Origin of the sequence: Desertivirga arenae, assembly GCF_017355785.1 — a bacterium.
Lineage (GTDB): Bacteria > Bacteroidota > Bacteroidia > Sphingobacteriales > Sphingobacteriaceae > Desertivirga > Desertivirga arenae.
Genome location: NZ_JAFEWE010000013.1, coordinates 69,020 through 82,026 on the forward strand (window position 1 = coordinate 69,020; position 13,007 = coordinate 82,026).

Annotated in this window: 12 protein-coding genes and 2 tRNA genes; 10 read left to right on the forward strand and 4 right to left on the reverse strand. The window is 40.8% G+C overall.

What is annotated here, in order from left to right; genetic code table 11:
* Positions 1 to 34 precede the first annotated feature (34 nt).
* The 5 genes from J4N24_RS19800 (at position 35) to J4N24_RS19820 (ending at position 5,511) form a co-directional block, all read left to right on the forward strand.
* Positions 35 to 1,084: an FKBP-type peptidyl-prolyl cis-trans isomerase gene (locus J4N24_RS19800; RefSeq protein WP_207535468.1), complete on the forward strand. Its 1,050-nt coding sequence runs from the start codon at positions 35 to 37 to the stop codon at positions 1,082 to 1,084.
* 406 nt (positions 1,085 to 1,490) lie between these two features.
* Positions 1,491 to 3,404 carry a molecular chaperone DnaK gene (gene dnaK, locus J4N24_RS19805; protein WP_207535469.1) on the forward strand — a complete coding sequence of 638 codons (1,914 nt, stop codon included), beginning with the start codon at positions 1,491 to 1,493 and terminating at the stop codon, positions 3,402 to 3,404.
* 85 nt (positions 3,405 to 3,489) lie between these two features.
* Positions 3,490 to 4,257, forward strand: coding sequence for a TatD family hydrolase (locus J4N24_RS19810; RefSeq protein WP_207535470.1), 768 nt, complete (start codon positions 3,490 to 3,492; stop codon positions 4,255 to 4,257).
* Between the two features lie 50 nt (positions 4,258 to 4,307).
* On the forward strand, positions 4,308 to 5,357 hold the full coding sequence (locus J4N24_RS19815) for an asparaginase (RefSeq protein WP_207535471.1): 1,050 nt from the start codon (positions 4,308 to 4,310) through the stop codon (positions 5,355 to 5,357).
* Between the two features lie 67 nt (positions 5,358 to 5,424).
* Positions 5,425 to 5,511, forward strand: a tRNA-Ser gene (locus tag J4N24_RS19820).
* 431 nt (positions 5,512 to 5,942) lie between these two features.
* Here the strand turns inward: J4N24_RS19820 and trxA are convergent.
* The 3 genes from trxA to crtID form a co-directional block, all read right to left on the reverse strand.
* Positions 5,943 to 6,239, reverse strand: a complete 297-nt coding sequence (trxA, locus tag J4N24_RS19825; protein WP_207535472.1) for a thioredoxin — start codon at positions 6,237 to 6,239, stop codon at positions 5,943 to 5,945.
* A gap of 100 nt (positions 6,240 to 6,339) precedes the next feature.
* A complete protein-coding gene (locus tag J4N24_RS19830; protein ID WP_207535473.1) occupies positions 6,340 to 7,224 on the reverse strand; it encodes a PepSY-like domain-containing protein in 885 nt (294 codons plus the stop codon).
* 110 nt (positions 7,225 to 7,334) lie between these two features.
* Positions 7,335 to 8,816 carry a bifunctional phytoene desaturase/3,4-desaturase gene (crtID, locus tag J4N24_RS19835; RefSeq protein WP_207535474.1) on the reverse strand — a complete coding sequence of 494 codons (1,482 nt, stop codon included), beginning with the start codon at positions 8,814 to 8,816 and terminating at the stop codon, positions 7,335 to 7,337.
* A gap of 90 nt (positions 8,817 to 8,906) precedes the next feature.
* Here crtID and J4N24_RS19840 point away from each other — a divergent pair, with 90 nt between their 5' ends.
* From J4N24_RS19840 to J4N24_RS19850, 3 genes are read left to right on the forward strand one after another with little or no spacing between them, the layout of a single operon-like run.
* Positions 8,907 to 9,419, forward strand: a complete 513-nt coding sequence (locus J4N24_RS19840) for a hypothetical protein (RefSeq protein WP_207535475.1) — start codon at positions 8,907 to 8,909, stop codon at positions 9,417 to 9,419.
* 1 nt (position 9,420) lies between these two features.
* A complete protein-coding gene (locus J4N24_RS19845) occupies positions 9,421 to 10,107 on the forward strand; it encodes a lycopene cyclase domain-containing protein (RefSeq protein WP_207535476.1) in 687 nt (228 codons plus the stop codon).
* Complete coding sequence (locus J4N24_RS19850; RefSeq protein WP_207535477.1) at positions 10,100 to 10,345, forward strand: cytochrome b5 domain-containing protein; 246 nt, start codon at positions 10,100 to 10,102, stop codon at positions 10,343 to 10,345. Before J4N24_RS19845 ends, J4N24_RS19850 begins: the two co-directional genes overlap by 8 nt.
* 31 nt (positions 10,346 to 10,376) lie before the next feature.
* On the opposite strand, the gene J4N24_RS19855 is transcribed toward J4N24_RS19850, so the two are convergent.
* On the reverse strand, positions 10,377 to 11,294 hold the full coding sequence (locus J4N24_RS19855) for a PfkB family carbohydrate kinase (protein WP_207535478.1): 918 nt from the start codon (positions 11,292 to 11,294) through the stop codon (positions 10,377 to 10,379).
* 119 nt (positions 11,295 to 11,413) lie between these two features.
* On the opposite strand from J4N24_RS19855, the gene J4N24_RS19860 reads away from it, so the two are divergent.
* Positions 11,414 to 11,487: transfer RNA gene (locus J4N24_RS19860), tRNA-Asn, on the forward strand.
* 215 nt (positions 11,488 to 11,702) lie between these two features.
* Positions 11,703 to 13,007, forward strand: a complete 1,305-nt coding sequence (locus tag J4N24_RS19865) for a nucleotide sugar dehydrogenase (RefSeq protein WP_207535479.1) — start codon at positions 11,703 to 11,705, stop codon at positions 13,005 to 13,007.

A 13,007-nucleotide genomic window follows, 5' to 3' on the forward strand; every position in this document is an offset into this window, starting at 1 on the left:
ATACTATCAGGTGGGCTGTTTAGTTTATATCCATATGAATTTTAAGAAAATATTATCCGCACTACTGGTTATTGCTTCGTCACAAGCGATAGCCCAGCATACTGCGGGTCTGGAAACTCTGCCGGGAGGAGTTCAGTATAAGATCTTTACGGCTAATACCACCCCTAAAATTAAGGTGAACGATGTGATCACCTTTAATATGATCCAAAGAACTGATAAAGATTCTGTTCTTTATAGCAGTTACACTGCAGGTCGTCCTGGAAAATTGCAAGTTCAGGCCGCTCAGAATAATCTCGATCTGATGGCTTTCCTTCCATTGCTTACAGCAAGGGACAGTGCTATCTTCAAAGTTCCTGCAGATTCGATATTTAAGGGTGCCCCGGATTCCGAGAGGCCTCCGTTCCTTAAAAAAGGTAGTTATCTTTCGGTAACAGTGAAAGTTGAAAAAGTCCAATCGATGGACGAGGCCATGGCAGAGTATAAGACAGAGATGGAGAAAATGAAGGCTACTGAAACGGAGGCTTTAACAAAATATCTGACTGATCAAAAGCTTAATCCAGCAAAGACTACTTCAGGTCTACGTTATATTATCACAAAGCCTTCTATCAAACCTAAAGCTGTTAAAGGGGATTCTGTATGGGTAAATTATGTAGGAAGTACACTTGATGGAAAGGTGTTCGACTCAAGTATCGAATCTGAAGCTAAGAAAGCAGGTCTAGAGCAACCCGGAAGAACATATGAGCCGATTAAACTAGTTTTAGGACAAGGTCAGGTTATCCCAGGATGGGAAGAAGGGTTGTTATTATTAAACGAGGGTGCTAAGGCCACTTTTATTATTCCTTCTGAGCTGGCTTATGGCCCTCAGGGAAGTCCTCCTGCAATTATGCCTTTCAGTACTTTGAGGTTCGACCTTGAGTTGGTTAAAGTAAAGAAACCTAAAAAGGTTGTAGCAAGCCCAGCTAAAAAGCCGGGAACAACAACAAAGAAAACCACAACACCTGTTAAAAAGACAACAACTCCGGCAAAGAAACCAGCAACGCCCGCTAAAAAGCCGGCCGCAACTACAAAGCCAAAAACAAAATAAATAGAAAGCCTCCGAAAGGGGGCTTTTTTTGATAAAGAGTTATTTGTTTCAATATTTCTTCACGCGAATAAAAGGCTCCAATTGATTTCGATCGGAGTATAAAAGTTTACCTTTGAAATGCTTCAACCTAAAGAAACGTAAGTTTTAATTAGTACATCACCTTTACTCCAATTTCTAGTCCGCTTTAAACTCCTCTCATAGTTTCCTATAACGCTCAATTAATACGTTTGCCCCAATCGTAAATCTAAAATCCCCTGCAATTCTGTCACCTTGTCATTTTTCTTCCTGTCTCTTTTATCAGTCTTCTTGTCAAAATACTGTCAGCTGAGGCAATGTCTGTTATTGGCATAAGCATTGATAAGAAGAAGCAGAATTAATTGTTGAACAATCTAAAGTAAAATATATCATGTCAAAAATTATTGGTATCGACTTAGGAACAACTAACTCCTGCGTAGCCGTAATGGAAGGTAATGAGCCTGTTGTTATTGCTAACAGCGAAGGTAAACGTACTACTCCTTCTATTGTAGCGTTTGTTGAGAACGGTGAGCGTAAAGTTGGGGATCCTGCAAAACGCCAGGCAATTACTAACCCTAGAAAGACGATCTACTCTATAAAACGCTTCATGGGTAACAGCTTCAATGAGGTTACTAAAGAAACTGAACGCGTACCTTATGCTGTAGTAAAGGGTGATAACAACACTCCTCGCGTTGAAATCGACGACCGTAAATATACTCCACAAGAAATTTCTGCTATGGTTCTTCAGAAAATGAAGAAAACAGCGGAAGACTTTTTAGGTCATGAAGTAACTGAAGCAGTTATTACTGTTCCTGCTTATTTCAATGATGCACAACGTCAGGCAACTAAAGAAGCTGGTGAAATTGCAGGCTTAAATGTTAAACGTATCATCAACGAGCCAACTGCAGCTGCTTTAGCTTACGGTTTAGACAAAGCGCACAAGGATATGAAGATCGCAGTGTTCGACTGTGGTGGTGGTACTCACGACGTTTCTGTTCTTGAATTAGGTGATGGCGTATTTGAAGTTAAATCTACTGATGGTGATACTCACTTAGGTGGTGACGACTTTGACCAAGTGATCATCGACTGGTTAGCTGCAGAGTTCCAGTCTGAAAATTCAATGGACCTTAAGAAAGATCCTATGGCTTTACAGCGTTTGAAAGAAGCTGCAGAAAAAGCAAAGATCGAACTATCAAGCTCTACTCAAACTGAGGTTAACTTACCTTATATCACAGCCGACGCAACAGGTCCTAAGCACTTGGTTCGCACGTTAAGCCGTGCTAAATTTGAGCAGTTAGCTGATAGCTTAATTAAACGTACCATCGAGCCTTGCCGTTCTGCTTTGAAGAATGCGGGTCTATCTCCATCTGATATTGATGAAGTGATCCTTGTGGGTGGTTCTACACGTATCCCTGCTATCCAGGATGCCGTTAAAGCTTTCTTCGGTAAAGAACCTTCAAAAGGTGTTAACCCGGATGAGGTTGTGGCTATCGGTGCAGCAATCCAGGGTGGTGTATTAACCGGTGAGGTTAAAGATGTATTGCTTCTTGACGTTACTCCTCTTTCATTAGGTATCGAAACTATGGGTGGTGTAATGACTAAACTGATCGAAGCAAATACAACTATCCCAAGCAAAAAATCAGAGACTTTCTCTACGGCATCAGATAATCAGCCATCTGTTGAAATCCATATCTTGCAAGGTGAGCGTCCAATGGCAAGCCAAAACCGTACTATCGGTCGTTTCCACTTAGACGGAATTCCACCTGCACCTCGTGGTGTGCCTCAAATCGAAGTAACTTTTGATATTGATGCTAACGGTATCTTACACGTCGGAGCAAAAGATAAAGCAACAGGTAAGGAACAAAAGATCCGTATCGAAGCTTCTTCAGGTTTGTCAGACGAAGAGATCCAAAAAATGAAGCAGGAAGCTGAAGCGAACGCTGAAGCAGATAAAAAAGCTAAAGAAGAGATCGACAAGCTAAATGCTGCTGATGCTCTTATCTTCTCCACTGAAAAACAGTTGAAAGAGTATGGCGATAAGATCCCTGCAGAGAAAAAAGCACCGATTGAGAGTGGTTTAGAGAAATTAAAAGCTGCTTATGCTGCTAAAGATTTCGCAGGTATTGATACTGCTCAGGCTGAATTGCAAAATTCATGGACTGCAGCTTCTGAAGACATGTACAAAGCAGCTGGTGATCCAGGAGCCGCAGGTGCTCAGGCTGGAGGCCCAGGTGCTGGAGCTGGAAACAACGGTGGCAACGCCGGAGATACTGTTACAGACGTAGATTTCGAAGAAGTTAAATAGTCTTACGAAATTATATAGCAAAAAAAGCCGTTCTGATTTTTCGGAACGGCTTTTTTGTTAATACTAGATTCCTACTTTTGCAGAAATGATTTTAACAGACACGCATACGCACCAATATTACGAGAAGGATGCTGAAAAGCTGAAGGAGTTGATGCAGCGCTGTTTGGATAACAAGGTAGAACGCTTATTCCTCCCCAATGTGGATTCTGAATCAATCTCCCTGATAAAAAATCTCGTAAAGGAATATCCCGTAAATTGCTTTGCGATGCTGGGACTTCATCCCTGCGACGTAAAGGAGAACTACCGGGAAGAGCTGGATACTATTTTTGCTGCTATCCCTAGCACAAAAATTTATGCCATTGGAGAAATTGGGATAGACCTCTATTGGGATAAGACAACGCTCGAACTGCAGCAGAAAGCTTTCCACGAGCAGATCGGATGGGCTAAAAATATGGATCTGCCTATTGTTATTCATTGCAGAGAAGCATTCGACGAAGTTTATGAAGTTTTACTTGCGGAGAGAGATGAAAAGTTAAGGGGAATCTTTCATTGTTTTTCGGGAACGGTGGAACAAGCAAGAAAAATCATTGATTTAGGCTTTTATCTGGGTATTGGTGGCGTAGTCACGTACAAAAAGTCAGGATTGGATAAGGTTGTCGAGGAAATTCCTTTGGATAATATCGTTTTAGAGACAGATTCTCCTTATTTAACTCCCGTACCATATAGAGGTAAACCAAATGAAAGTAGTTATTTGGTGTATGTAGCTCAAAAAGTAGCAGACATTAAGCAAATAAGCCTCGAAGAAGTGGCAGCGATTACCACAGAAAATTCAAAAATTATTTTTAACACGTAGGAACGAGTTTCCTTTTTTATATTTAGGAAATTTTAAGGAGTAGAGTTTAGATGACAAAGGTTTTAATTATATACACTGGTGGAACTATTGGAATGGTTTTCGATAAAGTGACGGGTGTTCTTAAGCCTTTAGACTTTAAACACATCAACGAAAACGTTCCTGAACTCCAACGCCTCCCATACGAAATTACCGTCCATTCTTTTTCTGAGATCATCGACTCCTCTAATATGAGTCCCGAGATATGGATTGAATTGGCAGAGCTGGTAGAGCAGAATTACGATCTCTACGATGGATTTGTTATCCTTCACGGATCAGATACCATGGCCTTTACTGCTTCTGCATTAAGTTTCTTACTGGAGGGATTGAATAAACCGGTGATCTTTACCGGATCTCAGCTACCCATAGGAGAGATCAGGACGGATGCTAAGGAAAATTTGATCACGGCCCTCGAGATCGCCTCTGCTAAATTGAATGGATCTGCCCGCGTACCTGAGGTATGTATCTATTTCGATTTTCAGTTGTTCAGAGGAAACAGGGCATTTAAATATAACTCTGCTAAGTTTGAGGCCTTCCGGTCTCCTAATTATCCTGTATTAGCGGAAGCTGGGGTGCATTTGCGTTACAATGATGCAAGCATCCGCAAATGCGAAGATTGTACATTCAGAGCTCACAAAAAGCTAAATAACTCTATTACCGTTCTGAAGCTTTATCCTGGTATCAGTAAAGAAACAGTTGGTGCTATTGTTAATTCGAAGACAAGAGCTATTATCCTCGAAACTTTTGGCGCCGGAAATACCACGACAGAAAAATGGTTCCTTGACTGCCTCGAGAGTGCAATCAAGCAAGAGAAGGTAATACTGGATATATCTCAATGTAAAGTTGGCAGTGTTGAGCTTGGCAGATATGAAACGAGTCGCCCATTAAAGAATATGGGAGTGGTAAGTGGCTATGACATGACCTACGAAGCTGCCGTTACTAAGTTAATGTTCCTGCTTTCAAGGGGCTATACTTATAATCGTATTACAACATTACTGGAAACAAATCTTAGAGGAGAACTAAGTAAAACGCCTTTTGCGGCACCTGCGAAGTCTGTTTTCTAGTTTCGTTCATCTAAGTAATTTTAAGCTATAGAATTCGCTGCAAATTGTTATTTTTGCATTCCCAAACAGAGAGGTGTCCGAGTGGTTGAAGGAGCAAGCCTGGAAAGTTTGTATACTCGCAAGGGTATCGCGGGTTCGAATCCCGCTCTCTCTGCTGAATTAATATTCAAGGATTACAAGAGCCTGTTGATTGAAGATCGCAGGCTTTGTTTTTTAACGATTCTACTAGCCTTCCTTTAGGTTGATCACTATCCCCATAATTCTATCCCCTGATTTTTCTATCCCCTGTGCTTATTAACCCCTAGTTAATACCTGCTTATTCTCAAGTCCGATTCAGATCCGATTCAAGTCCGATTCAGATCCGTATAAATGCCCTTGGCTAATGGGATTTTAATGGTACTTGAATATAAACTGATAGTTAAATGAATGGGGTTTCGGCATAAGCCGGTATAGGCAAAGTAGGAACCCGGGTGTAGTCCCCCAGCTACAGAAAGAGTATTATGCACGTGGTTTTTTTGTAGGAATTGAAGAAATCAGGAAGTTTTGTTTTTCACAGGAGCTAAAAGTTGAAATGCATTTTGGCTTTTAAACGAACTGTTCAATCACCTGTTTTAATTGACTTGCCTGGATCACTCCAGATTGACGCCATTTCGTCTCACCGTTTTTGAATAGGATGAGCGTGGGAACGCCCTGGATATTATAAGCTTTGGCAGCCGCGGGATTTTTATCTACATCCACTTTCAGGATAGTTGCTTTGTCTCCCAACATGGTTTTTGCCTGATCAAGGATAGGTGCCATCATTTTACAGGGACCACACCACTCTGCAGAAAAGTCAACCAGCACAGGTTTATCAGAGTTAATAATATCATTGAATGTTGCCATACCCCAAAGTTGTCAAATACTATTCCAATCACCATATCTGGCATAAAAAAACAGCATACCAGAAATTGATATGCTGTTCTAATATATGAGCAGAAAAATCTTATCGGATCACTACTGTTTTAACAAAGTCGCCTGTTGCATTAAATTGAAGGCCAATCCTTGTATTGTTAGAATTGATGATCACAACATATGCTTGTATCGTGCTATTTATTTTTACGGCGAAAGCTTTGTCAAACACATAACCTGGGTAGGTAGTAGTTAGGTAGGTAAGAGTAGTTGCTGGTAATTCTGTTTGTGCAACTGCTGTTTTCTTGCCTTTGTGAGCAATGATCTGGGCACGTTTCAGGAACAGGTTAGCAGAGCTAAAGGCTGTTGCATATAGTCCATTATTCGAGCTGATCACCACTGTACTGCTGTCTTTACCTTTGAACGCCGAAACCAAGGTGTCGGTTGGGTAGTTAACCAGGAAGTAAGCTTTAATTACTGTTGAAAGTGACGACACTGCAATGGTGTCGTGATGTGCACCTTCTCTTCCATCAAAGCGACCTCCGCGTTTCCAACCTTTTCCTCTAAGGTCACCACGCTCGCGTTGTTCAAAAACTCTAACAAAAGCGCCTGTTGAATCAAATTTTAATCCCACTGGTTTGTTGTTATAAAGGATTACCACAATATAACTGTTAACAGAACCACTTACCGAAACCTTAAAGGTCTTTTTTAAAGTATAACCACTATAGTTTGCAGCTAGGTAAGTAGAAACAGAGGCAGGTAAATCTGTTGCAGCGATAGAATCGCGGGTTGCTCCGTCAGGAGTGGTATTAACAATATAAACAGCATCTCCTGATACACTTGCACTTTCAACAAGAATAGCCTGAGTGGAAGCGACATCATCTGAGGTGTCCTGCGTTTCTTTTTTGCAAGAGGTAAAAGTAAGGGCAAGGGCGGCAGCCGCTAAAAATAGTCCGTTAATAAGTTTGTTTCTCTTCATGTTGTTATAATTTAAGTTTCTATCAATTACTGATCTTTTTGACATTACGAAACTATTTTGGGAACATGAAGAGAAAATGAAAAATCAGAAGAATGTATTTTTTTTTCTGACTAACTACCCTGTAAGATTTTATCAGCTTCAATTGCAGCTATTTGTCCCGATATGATAGCAGGAGGGACGCCTGGACCGGGAACGGTAAGCTGACCTGCAAATAGCAGGTTCTCCACTTTTTTAGATTTCATCTTCGGTTTAAGAAATGCTGTTTGAAGTAAAGTGTTTGCCAATCCGTACGCATTTCCTTTGAAAGAATGGTAGTCTTTTTTGAAATCCTCTACTGCATAACTTCTTTTTACGACAATAGAATCCCTGATGTCTATCCCTGTAATATCAGTAAACCGTCTCATTAGCAGGCCGAAATATTTTTCGCGTGTGCTCTCTGAATCTTCAAGCCCAGGAGCAATAGGCACAAGGAAGAAAAGGTTCTCAGACTGTGCCGGAGCCACACCAGAATCAGATTTAGAGGTGCAGGAGACATAAAACAGAGGTTTGGTGGGCCATTTAGGTGTTTTATAGATCTCATCTGCATGAGCGTTGAAGTCTTCGTCGAAGAAAAGGTTATGATGTTTGATTCCAGGGACAGGCTTGTTAGTTCCTATGTAAAAAAGAAGAGAGGAGGGGGAAAGCGTGCGCTTATCCCAGTACTGCTGCTTGTAGTTCTGATACTTTTTCTCTGTCAGCGACTGGTCTGTATGTTCATAGTCAGCACTGGAGATAACAATATCTGCATCAAAGAATCCAGAAGCTGTTTCAATACCTTTTGCACGGTTGTTTTCGATAACGATCTTTTTTACCTCCTGATTCAAGTGAAACTGCACTCCTTGTTCTTCAGCAATGCTCACCATCGCTTTAACAATTTGGTTCATCCCGCCCTTTGGGTACCAGGTGCCCAGGCTCAGATCTGCATAGTTCATCATACTATAAAGGGCGGGCGTATTCTGGGCCGTTCCTCCAAGGAACAATACTGGAAATTCGAGGATCTTTATGATTTTTGGATGAGAGAAGTATTGCCGTATGTGCGACCCGACCGAAGTGAACATTTGAATCTTAAAGCTTTCTATCAAAAGCTTAAGATCCATGTATTCTATAACAGAATGAGAGGGACGGAACACGTATTCATTCATCCCTTTTGAATACTTGTATTCTGCCTGTTTGAGGAATCGTTCCAGTTTCTCGCCAGCTCCTTTTTCCATTGATTCAAATAGCTCTTTGAGCTGGTCAAGATCTGCGGGGATGTCTGTAAAGTCATTGGGCCCCCAGTATACCCGGTAGGAGGGGTTTAATCGATCGAGCTGATAGAAATCGGAGGACTTCTTCCCGAATAGTTTGTAGTAATTTTCAAAGACTTCAGGCATCCAGTACCAGCTTGGGCCCATGTCAAAGGTGAAGCCATCTTTCTCCCAAGTCCTCGCCCTTCCACCTAACTGGTCATTTTTTTCAAAAATAGATACGTGGTAACCTTGTTTTGCCAGTAGGGACGCAGCAGTGAGTCCGGCAAAACCTGAACCGATAACAGCAACTTTGGGTCTTGTCATGAGGGTAAATCTAGTAAACCTGTAGCACTTAAGGCAGAGAAAACAAGTTAAGGGTTTTGTAGTTTTGTAATTTGACATTAATATTTCCAGATGCGGCTAGTCTTACTATTGTTTTCGATGATCTTTACTATTCCGGCAGGTGCTTATGATCTTAATGCCATCCGTCTTGAATTTTACAAATCTGTTGACGATGCAGGCGTGGCCAATGCTCTTTTTAAAAAGTTAAAAGGAATTGAGAAGAAAGACGCGCTTTTATTGGCTTACCTGGGTTCAACAGAGGCTGTGAAAGCCAAGCATGCCTGGAATCCCTACAATAAGCTTTCCCTTTTAAAAGCTGGATCTAAAAAGCTGGAACAAGCTGTAGGTGAAGATCCGAATAACCTTGAAATTCGATTTTTGAGGTTTAGTATGGAGCATTATCTGCCTACTTTTTTAGGTTCTTCCAAGCATCTAGACGAAGACCGGAAACAGATAGTGAAATTAATTGGAGCAGAGAAGCTTGGCACCGTTGATAAAGCATTGCTAAAAAATATTATTTCATTTATGAAAGAAACAAAACGTTGCTCTTCGTCAGAGCTTGCTATTTTAAATAAGGCTCTTTAAAATGGATAAACACTATACGTATCTGCTAATTAATTTCCTGACTATTTTCTTTCCCTTAATTTTATCATTCGATAAAAAAGTTAGATTCTATACTAATTGGAAGTACATTTTCCCTGGTCTGCTAATTACGGGCGTCGTTTTCCTTGTTTGGGATTATGTTTTTACTCTTTACGATGTATGGTCCTTCAACAACGATTATGTTGTCGGTATATGGTTCCTTGATTTGCCGCTTGAGGAAATCCTTTTCTTTATTACCGTTCCTTTTGCATGCTTATTTATTTATGAATGTCTTAATGCTTATGTAAAGCCAGACATTCTTGGAAAGGTTGCCAGAGATATTACATGGGTCTTTCTGATCCTCTCGGTGGTGCTCCTTGGCTTCTTTTTCGACCGGGTTTACACTTTGATCACCTTTGGCCTTCTGGCGCTTATGTGTATCTATGTATTATTTAAGGGAGAGCAGAAAGCTGGTCGTTTTTATCTAGCATACTTTGTCTCACTCCTTCCTTTTTATATAGTAAACGGTTTGCTCACTTCAATACCCGTTGTTCTTTATAACAATTCAGAGAACATGGGGTTGAGGGTAGGGACCATTCCCTTTGAAGATCATTTTTATTCTTTAGCAATGTTGCTTATGAATATGTTGTTCTTTGAATACTTTCGTGCTAAAAAATTGAAGGATGCCTGAAGTTCCAATCTATACCAGAAGTCAGTTAGCCTTACGGAATGGCCAGGACAAACCAGAGATCTGGGTGTGTTATAAAGGCCTTATTTATGATGTTTCGGAAAGTCGCCTGTGGAAGAACGGGAAGCATTACGAACATTGGGCAGGCCAGGATCTTACTGAGGAGCTGAAGGACGCACCTCATTCTGCTTCAGTTTTCTCAAAGTTTGAGGTGGTCGGAAGAATGTATAGTACAGATTGATCGTGAAGATTCAATCTGTACTAGGGAGGTCTTAAGCGATTTCGAAGCTGCTTAAGTTTATAAACTGCTTAACGCGATCTGCTATCTCTTCCTGACTGAGGTTTTTAATTCTTTCTGTCCCAAATTTTTCAACGCAAAATGATGCTAGTGCAGATCCGAAGATAATTGCATTCTTCATGTTATTAAAGTTGATTGTTCCAACTTTTGCAAGATATCCAATGAAGCCACCGGCAAAAGAATCGCCTGCTCCGGTTGGGTCAAATACCTCAGCCAGTGGTAAGGCTGGCGCAGAGAACACTTTATCTTCATGGAAAAGTAGCGCACCATGTTCCCCTTTTTTAATAATCAGGTATTGTGGTCCCATTTGAAGGATCTTTTTGGCTGCTTTAACCAAAGAGTATTCACCGGAAAGCTGACGCGCTTCAGCATCGTTAATGGTTAGTACGTCAACTAGTTTTAACGTTTCCAGAAGGTCATTTAAAGCTACATCCATCCAGAAGTTCATGGTATCCAGAACGATTAATTTAGGACGTTTCTCTAATCTTTCGATCGTTGTTCTTTGAACTTGAGGGGTAAGGTTACCTAGAAGTAAGTAATCACATCCCTGATAAGAGGCGGGGACAATTGGATCAAAATCAGCGAGAACATTTAGCTCTGTGGCAAGAGTATCTCGTGAGTTCATATCGTTATGATATTTACCAGCCCAGAAGAAGGACTTTTCTCCTTCTTTGATTTGTAATCCCTCTACATCTATACCGTGTTTTTCAAAGTCGCTTATATCTTCCTTGTGAAAGTCGTCACCAACCACTGCGATGATCTTGGTTTTATCGTAGAAGTAAGAGGCAGCGAGACTTGCATAAGTAGCTGCTCCACCCACAATTTTGTCTGTTTTTCCGAAAGGAGTTTCAATTGCATCAAACGCCACGGTTCCTATTATGACTAAGCTCATGTTTTTTTTAAAAAAAGTTTCCGCAAATATTGCAGAAATAAATTTAAATCCCGAATATTGCAGTCCCAAAACACAGCAAGGTTTTAAATAAAAACCAGTGTTGTTAAGCCGGTAAATACTCCTGAGTAGCTCAGCCGGTTAGAGCATCTGACTGTTAATCAGAGGGTCGCTGGTTCGAGCCCAGCCTCAGGAGCAAAATCCTCACTTTAAAAGAGTGAGGATTTTCTTTTTTATACCTCTGATGTTTTTTCTTTACAGTAGTGTTCACCTATTGCACATAAAAAGAACAACCTGTGTAATTCGTAGTCACTGAGCAATTTGAATCTTATATCTTAGCTTCGTAATCAATTTGCCCAAGGCAGGATGAAGATTATTAATAGTGATAACTCAGCTTCCTAAAGAAAGAAAATGATAAGTACATTGTTTAATCCGTCTTCTTACTCAATTGCAGTGATTGGACTTGGCTATGTAGGGCTTCCTCTGGCTGTTGAATTTGGAAAGAAATACAAAGTAACTGGATTTGACATCAGTCAGGCAAGGGTGAATGAGTTGAATCAGGGAAAAGATCATACTCTTGAGGTAGATCCTGCAGAATTGAAGTCGGTGGTTCGTAAGAGTGATGCCCTTGCGGGTGTATTCTTTTCAGCCGATAAAGAAAGTTTGGCGGATTGTAATGTCTATATAGTAACTGTACCAACACCAGTAGATCAATACAATAATCCGGATCTTACACCATTAAAAAAGGCTACCGAGATGGTAGCAGGTGTGTTAAAGAAGAGAGATATTGTGATCTACGAGTCAACTGTTTTTCCCGGCTGTACAGAAGAAGAATGTATCCCTGTTCTTGAAAAGTTCTCGGGATTAAAATTCAACGTGGATTTCTTCTGCGGATATTCGCCTGAAAGGATTAATCCGGGCGACAATGCGAGAAAGCTGCCAAATATTAAAAAAGTAACTTCGGGATCAACGCCAGAAATAGGGCAGATTGTAAATTCATTATATGCTTCTATTATTCCTGCAGGAACCCATCTTGCCCAATCTATAAAAGTGGCAGAAGCGGCCAAGGTTATTGAAAATGCTCAGCGGGACATTAATATTGCCTTTGTTAATGAGCTATCGAAGATCTTTTCGCTTTTGAATATTAATACTCAGCATGTTCTCGAGGCAGCTGCAACAAAGTGGAATTTCCTGCATTTTAAACCAGGACTGGTTGGGGGACACTGTATCGGTGTAGACCCCTATTACCTGGCTCAAAAGGCTACCTCTGCCGGGTATTATCCCGAAATTATCTTGTCGGGCCGAAGGATTAATGATAGCATGGGTCCTTATATAGCAGATGCTGTAGTGAAGCTAATGGTTAAAAAAGAGATTGTAGTTTGGGGCTCAGATATACTAATCCTGGGGATCACTTTTAAGGAAAATTGTCCTGATGTGCGAAATACCAAGGTGGTGGATATAGTGAAGGAGCTAAGTTTATATAAAGCCAATATTACTGTTTACGATCCCTGGGCTAGTTGTACCCAAGTAGAGGAAGAATATGGTATAAAATGTATTAATGCACTGCCGGAGGATAAGCAATATGACGCTGTCATCCTCGCAGTTTGCCATAACGAGTTTTGTGACCTGGAATACGGAGCCTTGCTGAAAAAGTCGTCGGTGCTATATGATGTAAAAGGGGTGCTTAATCTCGATCTGGTAGATGCCAGGTTATAA